A 22845-nucleotide genomic window follows, 5' to 3' on the forward strand; every position below is an offset into this window, starting at 1 on the left:
AGGCGCAACTTGTCCGAGCCGTTGTTTCATACGACCCACCTTGGCCACGCTTGGTACGGGTGGGTTTTTCTTTTTTACATATTGAGATGCATGTAAGGAGGGGCAGGAATGCCGCCGAAAGTCCGAAAACGTAGATTTCATGATTATATCCCGGTCACCGGGCCGGTTCGTCACATCCTGGATACGGCGATGATCATCGTAGGTTCGTTGATCACAGCTTTGGCGTTTAACCTGTTTCTTGTGCCCAGCAATATCGCCTCGGGCGGAGTCTCGGGGATTTCGATCATCGTTCAGTCACAGCTTGGCATTGAGCCGGCTTACACGCAGTGGGCCCTGAATATCCCGTTGTTTATCGCCGGTTACCTGCTGCTTGGACGTGATTACTCCATTCGGTCCTTACTCGGTACCGTGGTGTTGCCTTTCTTCGTCTTCTTGACGCGGGAGATGCCTGTACCAACGACCGATCCGTTGCTGGCTTCTTTATATGGAGGCATCGGTGTAGGGTTTGGGCTTGGCATCGTGTTCCGCGGCCGGGGATCCACCGGCGGGTTATCCACCTTGGCGCAGATTATCCAGAAATACAGCGGCCTAAGCCTCTCCGTCTGCGTTGTGATGATGGATGGGATTGTGATCGCGTTGGCGGGATTTCTGCTATCCCCGGAAAAAGCGCTGTACGCTTTAATCGGCTTGTACATCACCGGGAAGATCATCGATGCTATCGAGCTGGGCTTTAATTATACGAAGGTCGCTTACATTATCGCGGAGCGGACGGAGGAAATCTCGGAGGCGGTGCTTCATCACCTAGACCGGGGGCTGACCAAGCTGGACGGCCGCGGCGGTTACACCGGGGATACGCGGACTGTGCTGATGGTCGTCGTTGGGCAAAGCGAAGTGACGCGCCTGAAGACGTTGGTGCAGACGTTAGATCCGACTGCTTTTGTGATCATTACGAATGCACATGAAGTCTTAGGCGAAGGGTTTAAAAGGACGCTTGAATAGTGGATAAGGTAAAGATATAAAAGAGCAAGCGCCTTTGCAGGTGCTTGCTCTTTTTGAACATCTTATTTTACTCGCTGATGACGACTTCCTTCGTATGGCTATCATCAAACCAGTATGGATTGTAGGAGCTCTCGACGACCCATTCTCCATCTGTATAAATAAGCTCATAAGTCATCGGGTTCGCTTCTTCAACAGCGGCTTCCGGCGTTACGCCTTGATCATAAGCAACTTCTTCCGCATAATTCTGTACCGTCACTCTTGCGGTATAATTTCCGTCTCCATTTGTACCTAATCCGATACTGTCAAGATCAAATACGACTTTATTCAATTTCCCCTGATAGGTCCGGCCGCTATCCTTATATTGTTGAACGTACCCGGTTAATGATTCCAACATGTAGTCGGACAGATTACGGGCCTTTGTAGGATCCAGCGTGTTCAATGAATCGATCCAGCCGAGAATAAATTCTTTAGTTGCCTCCATAATCGCTTCCTGGAAGGCATCATTAACAGGATCCAGTTCAACGTACATATAGGAGTCAGTGACCGGGAGGCTTTCGCTTTGTACTTTTCCCCAAGGGAATTCCTTCTCCACATACAGTTCATTGACCCCCTCCATAGAGATCGGTCCAATTTCAACCTCTTCTCCCGTTGCTAGCCCGGTGTTCTTCCCATCGATATAGATGGAAGCCTCATCGTAGTTGGAACGGACCATCATATAACTGCCGTCCAGATACATATCAAGCTGTTCATGGTCATCATCGGAACTTGTTAATACCTGATCCTGTTCATTCCGAAGGGAAGTATACTCACCAGCAAACTCGCTCTTGAAAGTATACAGTCCTGGAAGCAACGGTCCGATGGTTGTCTTGAAATCCGAAGAATCCGCTACAGCGACCTGAAGATCATCCAAATAAATCGCAGCCGCTTCATAGTTGGTTGTGACGTCGACATATACGGGAGTCATCTCCAAGACATAATGGTTAAAAAATAGCAGCTGCTTCCCGTCCTTACGCAAGTGAATCAGGCTGTTATAGAACGTATCCCCCGTTACTTCTTCGGAAGATGTCTCATGATAATAGGATGCTTGATCGTTCAAGCTGTCAATCAGTTCATCCAAAGCATCTGAATCGGATTCTAGATAACGCATGAACGGTTGTAAGGATTCCTCATTCAGGGTCAGCGTAGTTCCTTTTTCAATCTGTAGCAGCGTTGCCAGCTTGGCGGCATCCTTCTCCAATAGTGCACTCTCTGTTTTGGCAACTAATCTGTCCACATCGGTCAAATATTTTCCGATTTGAACGAATCCCACGACAAGAAGGATGACGGCAAGCGCCGCGGTCAACCCCCACTTGTAACGTTTAATCCAGGCCCACAGGCGGGAACCGGTTTGGTTCCAGTCGATGGACTGAATCTCCACGGCAGGAATGTAGGAGCTTGATTGAGTTGGATGATTCGAGGAAGGCTGAGCGTTTAAGTTCGCTTCAGGCGTATGTACTCTTGTGCCGCACTCTGGGCAATGTTCGTAATGACCCTCCAGCTTCTCCCCACATTCGCGACAATAACTTATCGAATTTTGCACTTATAGAAAACCTCCGTACATTCCGTAGCCGCCAAAGATATCCGAGAGAATGGACGAAACGCTGTATTCAATAAATTTGAAAAAGATATAACCAAATACGAGATTCGCAATCATCGCTCCATAAAGCGGATCCAAACCTGTGATGCTTTCTTTGCGTGTACTGAGTACAACCGCTGTAATTGAACTAAACACAATTAGGATTGAAATAATCAGGAACAAAACCGGGATCGTTTCCTTGATATCCAATACGATAGTGAGAATGGCCAGGACAAGTGCGGCGACGGCGGGAACGAGCATGGTGCCGAACTTGGCCGTTACCGATACATAATTCGTTGAAACCCGAGCCAACCGGATCACAGCAAATGAGATCGCGCTAGCGAGCAGCAAGGCAATCCAGATGAGTAAGAAAGGTTTCAGGAATCCGCTGCCAAACGAGACATGTCCGCCGTACTTGGATTCACCAATAATAAAGACGAGCGGGAAGAACAGTGCAGTCAACACTATAGTAATCATGCCGTTCGTAAAATGATTGGCCGTGACGTTCTGCGTGGTTTGGAAAGGATGAAGCAGCGCTTTAAGAAAATAAGTCCAATATTGCTTGCTGATCATCAGTCCTTGCTTAGTCGTTTCGCTTTGCTTCACCTTGTTCCAGCCATCTGCCAAAGAAGTGATGGCGGGTACCCCCTGGCCTGGATCGCTGGCTGCTGGAGCAGCTTCAGCTGCGCCTGACGGTTCATTCCCTGCCAGCAGCGGAGAACCGCATTTTACACAAAATCTCCCTTTCTCCTGTGGATAACCACAATGCGTGCAATTCATGAAATATCCTCCTGTAGTTCTATTATATTCTTATTAAATTTAGTTCTGATGAACCAAGCCGTCAATGAGAAAAAATGACATTTGATGAGATGTTTGTTGAAGACTTAACGTTCGAGTATGGGGAATTAGGAAGGGGATGGAGCAAAAAAACCATCCGAATTAGTAAGAAATTCGGATGGTTTATTCTGCTCAAAACTTTATAGCAATCCGTCGTAGATGGAGGTCTCATTAACTTGCGGATACCGCTCGCCCCGCTCCCAAACTAACTCGAACGATTCGATCTCGAAGCCCGGCGGGACCATTGGTCCCAAGACGCCGAACACCCGCTCTACGCTCCATACTTGCGATTCATGGGCGGCCAGTGCTTGACGTTTGGCTTCCCAGCGATCGCCGCCATCTACGCGCAGCACGCTCGAATGCTCCGATGTATACGACCCCAATTGGTTGTAGTATAACTTCTGTACGGTTGGCGCATGACCGCCAAGCACCACCTCGTTGACGGCGTAATGGATCGCGATATGATCCGGATGGCCGGATAAACCGTCCTCCGGGAACGTGATCACCACCTCAGCTTGATGGCGCTGCAGGAAATCGGCGATCTTTTCCCGTAGCAAGGTTGGGTCTACCTCACTCAGCTTACCGTCCGGCAACCCCAGTTGCTCAACAACGGAGATGCCCAAAATCTCAGCAGCTTTATCCAATTCCTTATCTCTGCGGGCAGCCAGCTGCTCGCGTGTCATTTCTCCCAAATGCCCGGTTTTCCCCGCATCTCCCCGAGTCGCCGTCAGCAGGACGGCCTGACCTCCTTCGTCGGCGATCTGCCGGATCAGATAAGAACAGCCAAACGTCTCATCATCGGGATGGGCGTATAGGAATGCGATCGTTTTACGGTTCGACATGTTGTTGCCTCTCCTCCTTTATCTGCAGCCTAAGTGGTAAACTCCTTCTTACTATACTTGAATCAGAATACAGAATAAAAGTGGCTGGGAGAGGCCTGACATGCAAAGGGAAATTTTTTGCGAGAGTTGTTGTATTTATATAAGTTCAACCGTATAATAATACATATTTACAACGGAATAATGCATATTGTTGATGTCATAGGCTTTTACATCGGGAGAGGAAAGCGAGGTTAGCATGGTGAACGGGGAAAAGATGAAAGTAGCCATTGTCGGTTCCACGGGGTATGGGGGCGTGGAGCTGATTCGTTTTTTATGGGGACATCCGCAGGCCGAGATCGTTTCGGTCATTTCCGTCTCCAGTGCCGGGGAGCCCTTGACGGACGGATTCCCGCATTTGTCGGAGATCATCGTTCAGCCGCTGGACGGTTTAGATCCCAAGGAGCTCGCGGCAAAGGTGGACGTCGTGTTTACGGCAACCCCGTCCGGCGTCAGCGCCAAGCTAGTGCCGCAGCTGCTGGAAGCAGGGCTGAAGGTGATCGATTTGTCCGGCGATTTTCGAATTCAAGACGGCCGTGAATACGAGGCATGGTATAAGCATGAAGCTCCGAAGGCAGAGTTTCTTGAGCGGGCCGTATACGGCTTAGCCGAAATTTACGGCGATGAAGTCAAAGGCAAGGAGTTGATCTCCAACCCGGGCTGCTATCCGACTGCAACTCTGCTAGGCCTAATCCCGGCGCTAAGCGCAGGCTGGATTGACTCGGCTAGTATTATCATCGACGCCAAGTCGGGCGTATCCGGCGCGGGCCGGGGCATGAACCTAACGAGCCATTATGCGGAAATCAATGAAAATATGAAAGTGTATAAAGTCAACAAACATCAGCATATTCCTGAGATCGAGCAAACCTTGGGGCAAATCGCCGGCGAGCCGGTGACGGTGACGTTTACGACGCACCTGGCACCGATGACGCGGGGGATTATGTGCACGATGTATGCCCAGTTGAAGGGTGCCTATACGGAGGAAGATTTGATCCAGCTGTATCGGCAATACTACGAGGGACGTCCGTTTGTCCGCATCCGGGACAACGGCAAATGGCCGGCGACCAAAGAGGTGTTTGGCTCCAACTACTGCGACATCGGTTTTGCGGCGGATGCGCGTACGGGCCGACTGACGATCGTATCGGTTATCGATAATTTGGTGAAAGGCGCCGCAGGGCAGGCCATCCAAAACCTGAACCTGATGATGGGCTGGGAGGAAACGACTGGTCTGAAGCTGACGCCGGTTTACCCATAGGGAAAGGAGTACGTCATGGGAGTGGTTAGTTTATTTCGTACAGCGCCGGAGGGGAGCATTACCTCGCCAAAAGGATTCCAAGCCGGCGGGCTGCATTGCGGTTTGAAGAAAACGACGCGCAACGATCTCGGCGCGATCCTCTGCGAGGTGCCGGCGGTGGCCGCGGCGGTTTACACGACAAACGTATTCCAGGCCGCCCCGCTGAAAGTGACGCGCGAAGTATAAGAGGCAGTCGGGGGTGGCCCAAAACTTTGCAGGTTTTTTCAAATTCTTATCTTTTCGGGCCGGCCAGTGCCCCCCGGTCATTTCCTTCTAATGCCCGGTTTTCCCCGCATCGCCCCGAGTCGCCGTCAGCCGGCCGGCCTCGCCTTCTTCGCTGGCGCGCGTGCACGGGCGCGCAAGGCGAAGCCGACGCGTACGCGATGCGCGCCGCAGCGGCGGAAGCATTTGGGCTCGGCGAGAACGAAGTCGCCGTTGCCTCCACCGGTGTCATCGGCGAGCTGCTGCCGATGGATCGCGTCCACGCCGGCATCATCGGATTGCCGGCGGCCGTAGCGGCGAACGACGAGGGGGCCGAGCAGTTCTGCCAGGCGATCTTGACCACGGACCTCGTGAAGAAAGAGGTGTGCGTGAAGCTCGACGTGGACGGCCGCGAGGTGACGATCGCCGGGGCCGCCAAAGGCTCGGGCATGATCCATCCGAATATGGCCACGATGCTGGCGTTCGTCACGACCGATGCCGCCATTGAGCCGCAGGCGCTGCAAGGCCTGCTCGGGCAAACGACCGACGTGACGTTTAACATGATCACCGTCGACGGGGATACGAGCACCAACGACATGCTGCTGGCGATGGCCAGCGGATTGGCCGGCAACCGGGAGCTGTCGCCCGGGCATGCCGATTGGGATGCATTCGCCGCGGCGTTCCGCCACGTGTGCGAGACACTGGCGAAGGCGATTGCCCGCGATGGCGAAGGCGCAACGCGCCTGGTGGAGGTCACAGTACACGGTGCCGTGACCGACAACTCCGCCCGCGCGATCGCCAAGACGATCATCGGCTCAAGCCTTGTGAAGTCGGCGGTGTTTGGCGCGGACGCCAACTGGGGGCGCATCATCGCGGCAGTGGGCCGCGCCGGCGAGCCGGTGAACCCGGAGACGGTGGACATCAAGCTGGGGGAGATCGTTGTGCTGGAGGGCTCGCGCCCGGTTCCTTTTGATGAGGAAGTGGCGCTGGCGTACTTGAAAGGCGACACAGTTCACATCTCCGTCGACCTGCATAACGGCCAAGGCGCAGCAACCGCCTGGGGCTGCGATCTGACCTATGACTATGTCCGTATCAATGCGGCGTATCGAACCTAATAATTTCATAACCTAAATGATTTATCAGATGAGATAAACTCCGGAAAGGAGCCAACTAAGCAATGTTTGTGATGAAATGTGGCGGCAGCACGCTCGCGGAGCTGCCGGATTCTTTTTTTAAAGACTTGGTGGAGCTGCAGAAGGACGGGATAAAGCCGGTCATCGTGCATGGCGGCGGCCCGGCCATCTCGGAGAACCTTGGCAAGCTGGGGATTGAGAGCAAGTTCGTCGGCGGGTTGCGTTACACGAGTGAGGAAGTGCTGGACGTCGTGGAAATGGTATTGGCGGGCAGCATCAACAAAACGATCGTGCGCCGCATCAATCAAAACGGCGGGAAAGCATTGGGCGTGTCCGGCGTGGACGGCGGGTTGCTTCAGGCCAAGCCGGTGGCGAATTACCAAGAGGTTGGACTCGTTGGCGACGTCACGGCCGTTAATGCTGAACTGATTGGCGGGGTGCTTGACCTCGGGTATATCCCGGTAATTGCTCCCGTCGGCATCGATGCCAACGGCGGGCAGCGTTATAACATCAACGCGGACACGGCGGCCGGGGCGGTCGCTTCCGCTCTAGGCGTCTCGCGGATGATCGTCGTTACCGACGTGCCGGGAATTTTGAAGATGACAGGTAACGAAAAGAAAGTGCTGGAGACGATCACGGTTCAGCAAATCGAGGATATGATCTCAACCGGAGAAATCTACGGAGGAATGATTCCGAAGGTGCGCGCGGCGGTGGCCTGCATCAGCGGCAGCGTACAAGAAGCCGTGATCGTGGGCGGCAGCGAGCGGGGCGTGCTGGGCAAGGTGTTGTCCGGCGAGCGCATCGGGACCCGAATCGTACGCATGGCGTAGCGAACTGGTGGAGACGAGGTTATATTAGTATTTAAGAAGATGGGAGTGGAAAAAGACGATGGCGCAAACGCAAAGCGATCTGAAAGAAGCAACCACGGTTCCGGCAACTGAAGTCGGTGCTGCAGCAACCGCAGCGGCCGCGGCGGAAGGGAACAATCCTAGTGCGATTTTTCCGAGCTATGCCCGGTATCCGATTCATTTGGTCAAAGGGAAGGGCAGCTGGTTGTGGGATGATAAGGGCAACCGCTACCTCGATTTCATGAGCGGCCTTGCGGTCGCCAACCTGGGCCATGCGCCCGAAAAGGTGACGGCCAAGGTGAAGGCGCAGCTGGATGAGCTGTGGCATGTAAGCAACCTGTTCCATATTCCGCAGCAGGAGACGGCAGCCCGGAAGCTGACGGAGATCAGCTGTGCGGACGTCGTTTTCTTCTGCAACAGCGGCGCCGAAGCAAACGAAGCGGCGATCAAGCTGGCGCGGCGCTACCATCAGAAGATCAAGGGAACGAACCGCTACGAGATCATTACGTTTGAGCAGTCTTTCCATGGACGGACGTTGGCCACGCTGACGGCAACCGGTCAGCAGAAAGTCAAAGACGGCTATCTGCCGCTTCCGGAAGGCTTCAAGACCGTACCTCTGCATGACATCCCCGCGCTGAAAGCAGCCATTGGCCCGCAAACGGCAGCGGTTATGTTGGAGATGGTGCAGGCCGAAGGCGGCGTGTATCCGGTCGACCCGTCGTTTGTACAGGAGCTGGTCGCGTTGTGCAAGGAGCAGGGTTTGCTCCTGATCATCGACGAGGTGCAAACCGGTATGGGCCGTACGGGCAAGTGGTTTGCGCATCAGCATTACGGCATTGAGCCGGATATTTTCACCTCCGCCAAAGGGATTGCCAGCGGCTTGCCGGCCGGGGCGATGCTGGCTAAAGAATATCTGCGCGATGCATTTTCTCCGGGCAGCCACGCTTCGACGTTTGGCGGCAACCCGATCGTCGCGTCGGCCATCATCGCAACGCTGGAGACGATGCAGGAGGAGGGCATTCCGGAGCATGTCCAGGAGATGGGCGATTACCTGGTAGGACTCCTGAAGGAGACGTTTAAGGATCAGCCTTTCGTCCAGGAAGTTCGCGGCAAAGGCTTGCTGATTGGCATCGGGTGCGCGGGCCCGGTGGGCGACATCGTTCTGCTCGGGCAGAAACACGGATTGCTGTTTGTCACCGCCGGCCCTGACGTGATCCGCCTGCTGCCGAACCTCAAGGTATCGAAGGAGGAGATCGACCAAGCCGTGTCGATTTTGGCCGAGGTTGTGGCCGCCTATACTTCCAAGGAGGGGAACTGAACCATGGCATTGTTGGAATCATCGAAACGCAGCAGCATGAATTTAAGCGGCCGCGACTTTATTGAACTTACCGACTATACGACTGAAGAGATCCACTATTTGATCGATTTAGCCATTGAGCTGAAGCGCAAGCAGAAGAACGGCGAGGAATACCAGCCGCTGAAGGGGAAAACCGTTGGGTTGATCTTCGAGAAATCGTCAACGCGGACGCGGGTATCTTTTGAGGTGGGTACGTATCAGTTGGGGGGGCACGCTCTTTTTCTCAGCAAAAACGATATCCAGCTCGGACGCGGCGAAACGATCGCCGATACGGCGGGGGTTATGTCGCGTTACCTGGACGGCATCATGATCCGGACCTTCGGACACGACAAAGTGGTTGATCTGGCTCGTTATGCGACCGTACCGGTTATCAACGGATTAAGCGATTTGGCCCATCCGTGCCAGGTGCTGGCCGACTACCAGACGCTTTACGAGCATAAAGGCACGCTGCAGGGCCTCAAGTTGGCTTACATCGGCGACGGCAACAATATGGCGCATTCGCTGATGATCGGCGGGGCAAAGCTTGGCGTTCACGTGTCGGTCGCCAGCCCGGAAGGGTATGAGCCGGACCCGCAAATCGTGGCGGACGCGCAGGAAATCGCCAAAGCGACGGGGGCCGTGATTGAAGTGGTGCGCGATCCGAAAGCGGCGGTACAAGAGGCGGATGCCATTTATACCGACGTGTGGGCGAGCATGGGCTTTGAGGAAGAACAGAAAGCGCGTGAAGTTGCCTTCCGGGATTACCAGGTCGACGAGCAGTTGGCGCGGTACGCGAAATCGGATTATGTCTTTATGCATTGCCTGCCGGCCCATCGGGGCGAGGAAGTGAGCGAAGGCGTGATCGACGGGGAGCATTCGATTATTTTTGACCAGGCGGAGAACCGGCTTCATGCGCAGAAAGCGCTGATGGCTGCGTTGTTGGGATAATTTTTCGGGGAGGACTAGGAATCATGGCAAAGGAAAAAATCGTACTGGCGTACTCCGGAGGTTTGGATACGTCGGTGATCCTGAAGTGGTTAAAAGAAACGTATGACGCTGAGATCATCGCGTTTACAGCCGATATCGGCCAAAAAGAGGAGTTGGACGGGCTCGAAGCGAAGGCGCTTGCGACCGGGGCTTCCAAAGTCTACATCGACGACCTTCGCGATGAATTTGCTAAGGACTTCATTTACCCGATGTTCCAGTCGGGCGCATTGTATGAAGGGCAATACCTGCTGGGCACCAGCATCGCCCGCCCGCTGATCGCGAAGCGGATGGTGGAGATCGCCCGCGCAGAAGGCGCTACGGCCATCGCCCACGGCGCAACCGGCAAAGGCAACGACCAGGTGCGCTTTGAGCTGGCGGCGGCTGCCTTGGCGCCGGAGATTCGCGTGATCGCCCCTTGGCGGCTGAGCGAATTCCGCGACCGCTTTCCGGGACGGGCCGAGATGATCGCTTACGCGGAAGCGAACGGCATTCCGGTTACGGCCTCGGCGGCAAAGCCGTATTCGATGGACCGCAACCTGCTGCACATCAGCTACGAGAGCGGCGTGTTGGAGGATCCGTGGTTCGACGCGTCTGCGCCGGAGAACAAAGACATGTTCCTGCTCAGCGCTTCGCCGGAGGATGCGCCGGATCAGCCGGAGTATTTGGAGCTGGAGTTCGAGCAAGGCAACTGCGTGGCGCTGAACGGCGAACGGTTGAATCCGCTCGCGGTGATGGAGAAGCTAAACGAGCTGGGCGGCAAACACGGCATCGGCCGCGTCGATATGGTGGAGAACCGCTTCGTTGGCATGAAGAGCCGCGGGGTGTATGAAACGCCGGGCGGCACGATCCTGTTCACGGCCCATCGCAAAATGGAATCGCTGACCATGGACCGCGAGGTGATGAACCTGCGCGACAGCCTGATCACCCGTTACAGCACGCTCGTATATAACGGCTTCTGGTTTGCGCCGGAACGTCTGGCGCTGCAGGCGCTGGTGACGGAGAGCCAAAAGAACGTGACGGGCATCGTGCGCGTGAAGCTTTACAAAGGCAACATCATCGCCGCTGGCGTGAAGAGCCCGGTGAGCTTGTACAACCCGGACATCGCTACAATGGAAGCCGATCCAACGCAGGCGTACGACCAAGGCGACGCCACGGGCTTTATCCATCTGAACGCGCTGCGGTTGAAAGTGGGTACGGGAGTGGCGCAAAACAGCGGTAAGTAAAGGGAGTACCCCAAATCTATTCGAAAAACCGAATACAATTCGCCGATTTCCGGCGACTCGACCCCAATGTGTATGAAATTTCGTATATAATTGAGCATTTTGCGGGGATGGGGCGGGAATGTGTATGATTTTTCGAATACAATCTACAATTTCGATGGTTAGTGAGGAAATGTAGTCGAAATTTCGAATCCATTTCCTTCTGGTCGGATGGATTGGATTAACGATCAAGTTTCAAAGTTAAGGAGTGGGTCAGGTGAGCAAGCTGTGGGGTGGCCGCTTTACGAAGCAGACCAACCGTTTAGTTGAGGAATATACCGCCTCCATCGGGTTTGACAAGGCGTTGGCGGAGGAGGATGTGCAGGGAAGCTTGGCGCATGTCACGATGCTGGGGAAATGCGGGATCCTGCCGGAAGAGGACGTTGAGAAGATCAAGGAAGGCCTGCATCAGGTCCTGCTCAAAATCCGCCGCGGCGAGCTGGAATATTCCGTGTCGGACGAAGACATCCATATGAACATCGAGAAGCAGCTGATCGATGAGGTGGGCTCGGTTGGCGGGAAACTGCACACCGGCCGCAGCCGCAACGACCAGGTGGCCACAGATATGCACCTCTACCTGCGCAAACGGGTGGTGGAATTCGTAGGCTTGCTGCAGGAGCTGCAGGAAGCGCTGTTGGGTCAAGCCAAAGCGAACCTCGACACGATTGTGCCGGGATACACTCATCTGCAGCGGGCGCAGCCGATCCTGTTCGCCCATCATCTGCTGGCGTACGTGTCCATGTTCCAGCGCGACATCGAGCGCCTGCAGGACAGCTACAAGCGGATTAACGTGTTGCCGCTGGGCGCAGGGGCATTGGCCGGGACAACGTTCCCGATCGATCGCCATTTCGTAGCGGAGCAGCTGCATTTTGACGGCGTGTATGAAAACAGCCTGGATGCGGTAAGCGATCGCGACTTTATCGTCGAGTTTCTGGCTGACGCCTCCATTCTGATGATGCATCTCTCGCGCCTCAGCGAGGAGCTGGTCCTGTGGAGCAGCACGGAGTTCCGCTTCATCGAGCTGGACGACGCGTTCTGCACCGGCAGCAGCATTATGCCGCAGAAGAAGAACCCTGACGTGCCGGAGCTCGTCCGCGGCAAAACGGGCCGTGTTTACGGCAATCTGATGGGTCTGTTGACCGTGCTGAAGTCGCTGCCGCTGGCGTACAACAAGGACATGCAGGAAGACAAGGAAGGTATGTTCGATACGGTTGCTACCCTGCAGGGGGCGCTGCAACTGTTCGCGCCGATGATTGCCACGATGAAGGTGAACAAAGAGCGGATGCGCGAGGCGGTGAACCAGGACTTCTCCAACGCGACCGACATCGCCGACTTCCTGGCGAACAAAGGTCTCCCTTTCCGTCAGGCGCACGAAGTCATCGGCAAAACCGTGCTGTATTGCATCCAGAACGGCAAATACTTGCTGGACCTCACCCTGGAGGAGTTCAAGCAGTTCTCGCCGCTGTTTGATGACAGTATCTATGAAGTGCTGCAGCCGGAGAGTGTCGTAAATGCCCGTAACGTGTACGGCGGGACGGCAACCGCTCAGGTTACGGCGGCGATTGAACGCGCGGAGAGCAAGCTGGAAGCGGGCCGGGAATGGACGCAAACCTACGCGGAAAAAAGTAAATAATCGAACGCCCCTTCAAAAGGGATCGGGCACCCTTGATAGAACAGCCTTCGTCGCAGGACGAACGGCTGTTTTTTTGCTGTCTTTGATCAGGAGGATATTGGAAATATATGTTGAAAAGTGTCGAAAAAAAGTTCTGATATTCGAAAATCTCAGGAAATCACCCAAAAAGATCATGAAATTTACGAAAATTTCAGAAAAACACTAAAGAAAATATCGTATTTTGTCGAAATAAATGTTAGATTCATCACTGCCAACGCGGTAAATCTATTGTACGGAACTCAAACGAAATCAGAATTGGTTGACATCCGCTATAGTTTTCTGCAGTTGATCAACCCCTGGCACACAGCAAGAACCGACAGGATGCCCCAATTAAAATAAAAGGAGAAAACAAAGCATGAAGCAACGATTTACAAAAATTCGGAAATTGGTGGAGGTCCGGTCCTTGCGCAACCGGCTGCTGATTATTTTTGCTGTGCTGCTGGTGGTCCCCAACCTGGTGACATCTTTTACGAGCTATACCCGGGCCAGCGGGCAATTGCATGAGCAAATGGACGCTAGTACCCGATCGAGTGTGAACCTGTTGAATGACTCGCTTACCCACATTGTGCAGGCGGAGGTTCAAAACGTGGAGCAATTGGCCCAGGAGATTGAATCCGCGCAAGTGGATACCCAGTCCCCCGAGCTGCGTCAATTAATTGAATTGTTCGTGGAGAAGCATCCGGAACTGGAAAACCTGGTTGTCGGCAATCAAAACGGAGCCTGGATGAAGGCCCCCGATCCCGGTAAGCAGGATTACGATCCACGGGTACGGGACTGGTACAAGTCCTCGTTGGAAAGTCCGGAGGAAACGGTCATTATCGATCCGTTCCAATCGGCAACGTCCGGCAATTATAACCTGTATATCAGTCACGCATTAAAGGACCATCAGGGGGCGGTTACGGTCTCTCTGGACCTTGCGAATCTCAACCAGGAAGTCAGCAGCATTCGCTTGGGCGAACGTGGATATATGTTTATCGTGGACCGCACGGACAAATTCGTCTCTCACCCAACCCGCACGATCGGCGAAGAAGCGGCTGAAGACTTCATACCTCAATTGCATGCGGCGGAATCAGGTTCCCTGAATTATATTGATTCGGCTACCGGTCTGGAGAAAAGTGCCTATTTTACCACGAACCCGCTGACCGGGTTCAAAATCGTCGGAGTGCTGGACGTGCAGGAATTCAGCGATGCCTCCAAGCCAATCATGTGGACCTCCCTGATCGTTCTGGCGATCTCGCTGGTTGTCGCCGGTATCCTGCTGTTATTGGTGATCCTGAGCATCACGCGACCAATTGAGCAACTCAATCGTTCAGCCAAACGGGTTAGCGAAGGTTACTTAAACGAGGACGTAGCCACGAAACGTAAGGATGAAATTGGTCAGCTGGCCGAGAACTATAACGGAATGCTGGCCTCCTTGCGGGTAATGGTTCGTGAGATGTCGGAAACGGCAAGCCAACTGGCTTCTTCGAGCGAAGAGCTGACGGCGGGCACGGAGCAAAATGCCAAGGCTGTTGAATACGTCACGGAGCTTGTTCAAGATGCATCGGACAACGCGGAGAAACAAGCCGCCGCTTCATCGGAGAGTGCCAAAACGATGGATGAAATGTCCCAAGGGATCCGGAAAATTGCTGAAGCGTCCAATACTATCGTTGAATCGTCCATCCAGACGGTGGGGGATGTCAAGGAAGGAAGCGAGAAGGTCAACCTCGTTGGCTTACAGATGGAGGAAATCCGCCGCTCCACATTGGAATCGGTGGAGCTGATGCAGCAGATGAACGAGCTCAGCGGACAGGTTGCGGGGATGAGCAGCGCAATTACGGACATCGCGAACCAAACCAACCTGTTGGCATTAAATGCGGCGATCGAAGCCGCACGTGCCGGCGAAGAGGGACGCGGCTTCGCGGTAGTCGCCGGCGAGGTACGGAAGCTGGCGGAGCAATCGGGAGCAACGTCGGAAATGATTCAGCAGAACATCGGGCGGATGGCTCAATTAGCCGGCAAGGCCTATGAGATGATGAATCAGAAGGTTAATGCCAACGTAGAGCGTGGGATGTCCGTGACCGAGGAAGCGCAAACGGCCTTCCACGCGATCGAGCGCTCGACGCAGCGGATTTCGGAGCAAATCCATGAGGTATCCGCTATTACCGAGCAAATGTCGGCAAGCGCCGATGAAATTGCTCATTCCGTCGAACAGATCGCGGCGACTTCGGCCAGCAGCATGGAGAGCTTCCAGGGCGTGACGGCCGCTACTCAAGAGCAGTTGGCGTCCATGGAGGAGATCTCCTCCGCCTCGGAGGGCTTGGCGCGAATGGCAGCAGATATGCATAACCAAATCGAGCGGTTTAAGTTATAAGCGAATCGTTGAAGTTCTAGAGCCTCCTGAGCCAAGTATATTGGCGCAGGGGGCTCTTTTGCATCCCGAATTCCACCCCGGGCCCGGCGTAGAAATCCGCCTCGAGACGGATGGAGGGACCGGGGAAGTGAATTAAGATGAATAACAGCAATGCGATTGCTAGGGATCCGCTTCTGCCTACTTTACAGCGTAACAATGTTATGTTACGTTGTTAAAGCGAGAAAGGAGCATGACAATGACCGAGGAATTAATCTCCAAGAAGGAATTGCTGGATCTGACAGGGATTTCGTATGGACAGTTATACCGATGGAAACGCAAGAACCTGATTCCGGAACAGTGGTTTATCCGCAAGTCTTCTTTTACGGGGCAGGAGACGTTTTTTCCCAGGGAAAAAATGCTGCAGCGCATCGACCGGATTCTAGGTATGAAGGATGATTTATCGCTGGATGCCTTGGCCGATGTCTTCTCACCAAGTCCGGGGGATATCCGTTTAAGCGTGGGTGAGCTTCTAGAGCGAAACATTGTTACATCGACATCATTGAACTTATATATCGAGACTGCGGGGAAATCTGAAGGGATGTCGCTGTTGGGCTTCGATCAGATGCTCACCGTTTACGTGCTCGACAAACTGCTGCAAAGCGGGGATATTTCGTTGGAGGAAGGGCGCTTATTGGTTCAAACTCTGGAGGAATATTTACCGGGCTTGGCCGGAAAGGAATGCGGCGTGCATCTCACCCGTAAAATGGGGGTGGCCGCTTTTATCCTGGTGCCGGGAGATGTTGAAATTTACATGGACCGCAGCGTCAGGACGGTTGCCCGTCTATCCCTGGCGCGCTGTACAGAGGAATTGAAACTATTGGTGAGCGGGAGTGAGGGGTAATGGCGGAACGAAGCGTTAAGGATCTGAAAATTAACGGCGTGGGTCAAGCGTCGGGCGGCGCGTATCGGAAAATTCAATCGGAAGGCATTGCAACGCTAAACGGTGAGATCACCTGTGAGGCGCTGAGCGGAAATGGGACGCTGAAAATCAAAGGAACGCTCGAAGCGGGAGAGTTCAGCCTGAACGGGACCGGTTCATCGGATGGGGCACTGCGCGGGGGGAAGTTTGAACTGGATGGAATGTTTAAAGTTAGCGGGGATGTCCGATTCTCCTCCCTGCACGTCCGGGGGATTCTTAAAGCCGGGGGCTCTGTCATTGGGGAGACGGCCAAGGTGGACGGCGTCCTAAAGCTGGAAGGGGGCGCTGAGTTTGAGGAAGCGGAGGTTTATGGTCACCTTCAGGTTGGCGGGATGCTGAATGCGGGAAAGCTGACGATTGACCTGAATGGCCCCAGCCATGCCAAGGAAATCGGAGGAGAGTTCATCCTTGTTCGACAGCGCAAAAGCAAACGGCTGCTCGACTATCTCTCCCCGCACTGGGCCTCCCGTTTAACAGCAGGCGTGATCGAGGGCGATGACCTTCGGCTGGAAGGTACGAAAGCGGACGTGGTGCGCGGTAACTCGGTTGTAATTGGTCCGGGCTGCGAAATTGGCCTCGTGGAATACAAGGAGCATTATGAGGTATCGCCGCAGGCTTCGGTCGGGCGCGCGGAGCAGAAATAAGTCTATTTATCTATTGGAGGGATTGGGATGACCGCACAAGTCTCGGACGACCGCCGCGCAGATTTGAAAATCGTGGGCAATGGAACGTCGAACGGCGGGATTTTTAATAAGGTTAAAGTCGTCGGCGAAGGCGAAATCAACGGAGATGTGGATTGCCGTACCTTGAACTGCACGGGGACGCTGGAGGTCGATGGAGGTTTGCGCATCGAGGTCCTGAAGGCGAAGGGGACGATTGCGGTGACCGGTCCGATGAGCGGGGAAGAGCTGAACTTGACCGGCAACCTGAGTGTCCGCAGCGGTTTGAAAGCCGGGAAGGCCCGGCTCAATGGGGAAATACGGATTGAAGGCGGCATCGCGGGGGAGGATATTGGGCTGTTTGGCAGCTGCGAGTTGACCGGGAACTGCCAAGCCGAGCGTTTACGTATCAAGGGAGCGCTGCAAACCCAAGGAACGATCAACGCCGAGCAGGTGGAGCTTGCGATGTTTGGCCGCAGCCAGGCCGGTGAAATCGTCGGCGGGCAAATCCGCATCGCCCCACATCCCACCTGGAAGTGGGTGTCGCTCTTCAAATCTTGGGGGACACCCGAACTGCAGGCGACGGTGATCGAAGGGGATGTCATCCGCTTGGAAAATACCGTAGCCGACATTGTGCGCGGCGGGGACGTCTCGATTGGTCCCGGCTGCCGGATCCGGCTCGTGGAATATACGAAACATTATCACCAGGACCCGAATGCCGAAGTGGGAGAACACCTGAACGTCTGGAGGAATGAGGAATGAATGGGCAAAAAAACAGCCGACTAGGCTTCGTGGTCGCGGGCTTACTGCTGGGTATTTTAATGGCCGCCATGGACAACACGATCGTATCCACGGCGATGGCGACCATCGTATCGGAGCTGGGCGGCTTGGACAAATACGTCTGGGTTACCTCAGCGTATATGGTCGCTGAAATGGCGGCGATGCCGATCTTCGGCAAGTTGTCCGACATGTACGGACGCAAACGTTTTTTTGTGTTTGGCATCGCGATGTTTTTGCTGGGATCCGTGCTTTGCGGCACGGCCGACACCATCGTACAGCTCAGCATTTACCGCGCGATCCAAGGGATCGGGGGCGGTGCGCTGATGCCGATCGCCTTTGCCATCGTGTTTGATGTGTTCCCGGTGGAAAAACGCGGCGCCATGGGTGGTTTATTTGGCGCGGTATTTGGGATCTCCAGCTTGGCCGGTCCGTTGCTCGGCGCATTCATCACCGACCATCTGAACTGGCGTTGGAATTTCTACATCAATATCCCGCTCGGCCTGCTTGCCTTGTTCCTGATTTTGGCCTTTTACCGGGAGTCGACCGTCCATGCCAAGCAGCGCATCGATTGGTGGGGCGCATTTACCTTGGTCGGTTCGGTGGTCGCGCTGATGTTTGCGCTGGAGCTGGGCGGGCAGCTGTACGCTTGGGATTCCGGACAGATTCTCGGATTGTTCGCGGCCTTTGCCGTGCTGTTCACCGCTTTTCTGTTGGTTGAACGCAAGGCAGAGGAGCCGATCATCTCCTTCGGGATGTTCCGGAAGCGTCTGTTCGCCAGCAGTAATCTGGCCGGGTTGTTTTACGGCGCTGCGTTTATCGCCGCTTCGATCTATATCCCTTTGTTCGTGCAAGGAGTCACGGGCGGAACGGCTACCAACTCCGGTATGATCCTCCTTCCGATGACGTTAAGCTCCGTGGTGGCTTCCCAAGTTGGGGGCTTCCTCGTGCAGCGCACCAGCTTCCGCAATGTGATGGTGCTGTCGGCGGTGATTTTTATGGCAGGGATCGCTTTGCTGGCGACGATTACGCCGGACACGACGAAGACGTTGCTGTCGATCTATATGGCCATCGCGGGATTTGGCGTCGGGTTCTCCTTCTCCGTATTGGGGATGTCTGCGATTCAGGACTTCGGGCCTTCGCAGCGGGGAGCCGCCAGCTCAACGATGTCGTTTATTCGCTCGTTGGGGATGACGGTGGGGATTACTGTGTTTGGGATCGTACAGCGTAACTTGTTTGCGAACCGGTTAGGCGAATCGCTGTCCGCTATGGGCAGCGGGGCAGAAGGTCTGCCTTCCATGGACGATCCACGGACGTTGTTGGCATCCGAGGCGCGTAAGGCGATACCTGCCCCGGTCTTGGAGCAGATCGTGGGGGATCTGTCGAAGTCGATCACGACGATGTTTTGGTGGACGCTTGTTCCGGCTGCGTTAGCTCTGATCACAGTATGCTTTATGGGCAACGCCAAAATGATCGGGCACGGCCCGGGAGCGGCCAGTCGTCCGGAAGCGAAGCCGGCGGTTTCGGAGTGATTTTTTCCGGAAAAGAAAGCCGGTAATCAAAGAAACATTTGACATCCCTCCAGGAAATATGGATAATCTATAGTTCATCCTAGCAATAATGAGGTGTTTACGTGAGTAACGATTCACAGGTTTTGCCCGCTTCCGGAAGCTTGTTTCGGAACCGGTTCTACCAGACGATCCTAATCTCCAATCTGTTCTTGCAGATCGGAATCTGGGTCCGCAACTTTGCAATTTTGATGTTCGTAACGGACCAGACCAATAATGACCCGCTGGCGATTTCGCTGATTTCCGTTGTGGAGTTTGCGCCGATCTTTGTGTTTTCGTTTATCGGCGGGGCTTTTGCCGACCGTTGGAAGCCGAAGCGGACGATGATATGGTGCGACTTCCTGTCCGCCGTCTCGGTATTCGTCGTGCTGCTGACCTTGCTGTACGGTTCATGGGAAACGGTCTATTTTGCCACCTTTATCTCGGCGATTCTGTCGCAGTTCTCCCAGCCATCGGTCATGAAGCTGTTCAAGCAGCATGTCCAGCCGGAGAAGGTGCAGCAAGGAATGGCATTATTCCAGTCGCTGGTGGCGATTTTTATGGTCATCGGACCGTCGCTGGGAATTTACTCCTATCACCAATTTGGGATCTACGTATCCATTGGCGTGATGGGCGTAGCGTTCCTCATCTCCGCGGTGGTGCTGTTCCGGCTTCCACCGGATGTGGAGCAAGAGGTAAACAAGGAGAAGACCGCAAATATCCGCAAGGAGCTGGCGGATGGCTTCCGCTACGTATGGCGTAGTCCTGTGCTGAAAGTGCTGGGTGCGACGTTTGCGATCGCCGGCTTCTCCGTGGGGATCATTCAGACGTTGGGGTTGTTCGTCGTCACCGAACGCTTGGGACAGCCTAAGGAATTCCTGCAATTTTTGCTGGCGGTTAACGGTGTAGCGATGCTGATTGGCGGCGGTTTGATCATGGGCCTGGCCAAAAAAATCCCGCCCCAAGTCCTGCTGGCGTTCGGGATGGCGATCAGCGCCATCTGTATCGTGGGTATGGGGTTGTCGACCAGCGTTCCGCTGACCTTGGTGCTGCAGTTCCTGAACGGCTTGACGTTCCCTTGCATCCAGATCGGGATCAACACCATGATCCTGCAGTGGACGGAGCAATCCTATGTCGGCCGCGTCAACGGCGTACTCAGCCCGATGTTTATGGGCATGATGGTGATCATGATGTCGTTGTCCGGCGTGTTGAAGACCTTCTTCCCGCTCGTTGGGATTTACGCCGTATCCGGCATCATCATGCTGCTGGGTGCGATGATTTTGGTGCCGATCTTCAAGCACAAGCCGGCGGCGCAACCGCAGCCGCAGCCGCAGCTTGGCGAACAGCCAACAAGCTGAGGTTGGGCTAAAAAAGGAAGCTGTCCCTGGGGGCCTGTGAGGGCCCAGGCCAGGGACAGCTTTTTTTTGTGTTGGTTTATGCGGTGGGGCTGTGCGCGCTGAAGTTCGGGTGAGGTGCGAATTGTTGCAAAAACTGCAACATTATGGCTTGGCACGCTGGGTTTCCGGCCAAAATGTTGCCGAAAGTACAGCATTTTTAGGCTGCGGCGTTTGGCCGTCCGGAATTTGTTGTATGGAATACAACATTTCTCGGATACACAGGTGATCTGGGTTGGAAATGTTGTACTTCTTGCAACATTTCCGTTGTCTGATGAAGCACCTGGGAAGTCGTAACCCGTTAAACCGTGTCTACTGCGCGTCGACATATCCTTTGCGGCCGGCCGCGTAGCCGAACAGGGCGGTTAATACCGACACCCCGGTGATAACAGCAAGCGGGGTGTCCCAGCTACCGCTGAGGTCGTGAAGATAGCCGAACAGCGTTGGCCCAAACGCGGCCAGCACATAGCCGACCGATTGGGCCATGCCCGACAGGGCGCTGGCCTGCTCGGTCGTCTGCGAGCGCAGCGAGAAGAAGACGATGGCCAGGCCAAAGGTCGAGCCGGATCCGATCCCAAGCAAGAGGATAAAGACGGCGGCCAGCGAGACCGGTCCGGCCCAGATGCCGCCGAAGCCGATTACGCATAAGGCGGCGGTGGCGGCGGTCAGCCATTTCTGGCTGTCGGACCGTGCCGCAAGCAGCGGCATCAGGAACGAGCCGGCCATGCTGATCAGCTGCATCAGCGAAAGCATCCAACCGGCTTGTTCCGGACTCATCCCGCGTTCCTGCAGGATATCCGGCAACCACGAAATACTGACGTAAAACAGGATCGACTGGAAGCCCATAAACATCGTCACCAGCCAAGCGACCCGGGAGCGCCAAATACCGCGGCGCGGGCCGTTGGATGCCAAGGACGATGAGATGCTGGCGCGGCCCGTGGACATCGCGGCCGGTGCCTTGCCGCCAACGCTGCGCCGCTGCAGCAGCGGCAACCAGACGAGGGTGCTGACGGCCGTCAGCACCGCCCAAATGGTCAGCGCACCACGCCACCCCAGCGCCCCTTGGGACAGCGGAACGCTGATGCCGGAGGAGATCGCCGCCCAGAACGTTAGGCAAGTGGTGAACAGGCTGGTCATCAATCCGACTTGCTGTGGGAACTCCCGTTTGATCAGCCCGGGCAGCAGCACGTTGCAGACGGCGATAGCGATGCCGATCAGGGCGGTGCCGGCAAATAGCGCGGCGACTGACGGCAATGCGCGTACGAGGATGCCGACGGTCATCAGCAGCATGCTGTAAAATAACGTCCGCTCCATGCCAAGCCTTGCGGACAAACCGGGTGCCACCAGCGCAAACACCGCAAAAGCGATCAGCGGCAGCGTGGTCAGCATACCCGACATCGTGTGCGACAAGCCCGTGGCCGCTTCGATTTCCCCGATGATGGCGCCCACCCCGGTGATGGGCGACCGCAAGGCGGCGGCGGTCAGGAGCACCGCGGTAACCAGCAACCCAACGGAGGTGCGTGTGGGGTTCAAGGCTGGAGCGATCGATTTATTCATAAGTAAAGGAAGGCCTCCTTCAAAATTTAACGATTAAGGTCATAAACGGTTGATTGATTAGATGAATTAGCTAAAACGGGGTGAATGAGTCGAAGTAGTTGGAATTAGCCAGACTCTCCATAGTCCCTAGGCCACCTACTCCAGAATTCTAAACTCTAAACTCTAAACTCTAAACTCTTAACTCCGAACCCCGGACACCGAACCCCGGACACCGAACCCCAACTCCAAACTCCAACTCCAATTCCAGACTCCAACTCCAGACTCCAACTCCAAACTCCAACTCCAAACTCCAACTCGGAACTCCGAACTCCAAACTCCGAACTCCGAACTCCAAACTCCAAACTCCAAACTCCGAACTCCAAACTCCAAACTCCAAACTCCAAACTCCAAACTCCAAACTCCAAACTCCAAACTCCAAACTCCAAACTCCAAACTCCAAACTCCTCCATTTAGTCGAACAAACTAAAACTTGCCGAAGCTTGATACCCTAGTTTAGAGATGAGTCAAATTATTTTATACAGTGAATTTAGCACTTTTTGGA

General features: G+C 54.7%; 17 protein-coding genes and 1 pseudogene. 14 read left to right on the forward strand and 4 right to left on the reverse strand.

Annotation, left to right across the window (positions count from 1 at the left end):
• Positions 1-108 precede the first annotated feature (108 nt).
• Complete coding sequence (locus BN3277_RS08040; RefSeq protein WP_059041723.1) at positions 109-999, forward strand: YitT family protein; 891 nt, start codon at positions 109-111, stop codon at positions 997-999.
• 67 nt (positions 1000-1066) lie between these two features.
• Here BN3277_RS08040 and BN3277_RS08045 read toward each other — a convergent pair whose 3' ends face one another.
• The 3 genes from BN3277_RS08045 to BN3277_RS08055 all read right to left on the reverse strand — a co-directional run bounded on the left by BN3277_RS08045 (position 1067) and on the right by BN3277_RS08055 (position 4293).
• On the reverse strand, positions 1067-2578 hold the full coding sequence (locus BN3277_RS08045; RefSeq protein WP_059041724.1) for a zinc ribbon domain-containing protein: 1512 nt from the start codon (positions 2576-2578) through the stop codon (positions 1067-1069).
• Positions 2579-3394: a zinc ribbon domain-containing protein gene (locus BN3277_RS08050; RefSeq protein WP_059041725.1), complete on the reverse strand. Its 816-nt coding sequence runs from the start codon at positions 3392-3394 to the stop codon at positions 2579-2581.
• A gap of 197 nt (positions 3395-3591) precedes the next feature.
• Complete coding sequence (locus BN3277_RS08055; protein WP_059041726.1) at positions 3592-4293, reverse strand: PIG-L deacetylase family protein; 702 nt, start codon at positions 4291-4293, stop codon at positions 3592-3594.
• Between the two features lie 235 nt (positions 4294-4528).
• Here BN3277_RS08055 and argC point away from each other — a divergent pair, with 235 nt between their 5' ends.
• The 13 genes and pseudogenes from argC (at position 4529) to BN3277_RS08130 (ending at position 20711) form a co-directional block, all read left to right on the forward strand.
• Entirely contained in the window at positions 4529-5584 is a 1056-nt protein-coding gene (argC, locus tag BN3277_RS08060) for an N-acetyl-gamma-glutamyl-phosphate reductase (RefSeq protein WP_059041727.1), read from the forward strand.
• A gap of 15 nt (positions 5585-5599) precedes the next feature.
• A pseudogene (gene argJ / locus BN3277_RS08070) lies at positions 5600-6939 on the forward strand (bifunctional glutamate N-acetyltransferase/amino-acid acetyltransferase ArgJ).
• Between the two features lie 62 nt (positions 6940-7001).
• Positions 7002-7787 (forward strand): acetylglutamate kinase, encoded by a 786-nt coding sequence (argB, locus tag BN3277_RS08075; protein WP_059041729.1) that lies wholly within the window; start codon positions 7002-7004, stop codon positions 7785-7787.
• A 58-nt stretch (positions 7788-7845) separates the two neighbouring features.
• A complete protein-coding gene (locus BN3277_RS08080; protein ID WP_187380045.1) occupies positions 7846-9123 on the forward strand; it encodes an acetylornithine transaminase in 1278 nt (425 codons plus the stop codon).
• A 3-nt stretch (positions 9124-9126) separates the two neighbouring features.
• On the forward strand, positions 9127-10089 hold the full coding sequence (gene argF, locus BN3277_RS08085) for an ornithine carbamoyltransferase (RefSeq protein WP_059041730.1): 963 nt from the start codon (positions 9127-9129) through the stop codon (positions 10087-10089).
• Between the two features lie 23 nt (positions 10090-10112).
• Entirely contained in the window at positions 10113-11351 is a 1239-nt protein-coding gene (locus BN3277_RS08090; RefSeq protein ID WP_059041731.1) for an argininosuccinate synthase, read from the forward strand.
• 253 nt (positions 11352-11604) lie between these two features.
• Positions 11605-13020, forward strand: a complete 1416-nt coding sequence (gene argH, locus BN3277_RS08095; RefSeq protein WP_059041732.1) for an argininosuccinate lyase — start codon at positions 11605-11607, stop codon at positions 13018-13020.
• Positions 13021-13414: 394 nt separating this feature from the next.
• Positions 13415-15412: a methyl-accepting chemotaxis protein gene (locus BN3277_RS08105; RefSeq protein WP_059041734.1), complete on the forward strand. Its 1998-nt coding sequence runs from the start codon at positions 13415-13417 to the stop codon at positions 15410-15412.
• 235 nt (positions 15413-15647) lie between these two features.
• Complete coding sequence (locus BN3277_RS08110; RefSeq protein ID WP_059041735.1) at positions 15648-16292, forward strand: YhbD family protein; 645 nt, start codon at positions 15648-15650, stop codon at positions 16290-16292.
• Positions 16292-17014, forward strand: a complete 723-nt coding sequence (locus BN3277_RS08115) for a hypothetical protein (protein WP_059041736.1) — start codon at positions 16292-16294, stop codon at positions 17012-17014. The genes BN3277_RS08110 and BN3277_RS08115 overlap by 1 nt, the downstream gene beginning before the upstream one ends.
• Before the next feature lie 27 nt (positions 17015-17041).
• A complete protein-coding gene (locus BN3277_RS08120; RefSeq protein ID WP_059041737.1) occupies positions 17042-17791 on the forward strand; it encodes a hypothetical protein in 750 nt (249 codons plus the stop codon).
• Positions 17788-19338: an MDR family MFS transporter gene (locus BN3277_RS08125; RefSeq protein WP_059041738.1), complete on the forward strand. Its 1551-nt coding sequence runs from the start codon at positions 17788-17790 to the stop codon at positions 19336-19338. Before BN3277_RS08120 ends, BN3277_RS08125 begins: the two co-directional genes overlap by 4 nt.
• A 101-nt stretch (positions 19339-19439) precedes the next feature.
• Positions 19440-20711 carry an MFS transporter gene (locus BN3277_RS08130; RefSeq protein WP_059041739.1) on the forward strand — a complete coding sequence of 424 codons (1272 nt, stop codon included), beginning with the start codon at positions 19440-19442 and terminating at the stop codon, positions 20709-20711.
• A 348-nt stretch (positions 20712-21059) separates the two neighbouring features.
• On the opposite strand, the gene BN3277_RS08135 is transcribed toward BN3277_RS08130, so the two are convergent.
• Complete coding sequence (locus BN3277_RS08135; protein ID WP_059041740.1) at positions 21060-22304, reverse strand: CynX/NimT family MFS transporter; 1245 nt, start codon at positions 22302-22304, stop codon at positions 21060-21062.
• Positions 22305-22845: the final 541 nt, after the last annotated feature.

The organism is Paenibacillus rubinfantis, from assembly GCF_001486505.1.
Taxonomy (GTDB): domain Bacteria; phylum Bacillota; class Bacilli; order Paenibacillales; family Paenibacillaceae; genus Fontibacillus; species Fontibacillus rubinfantis.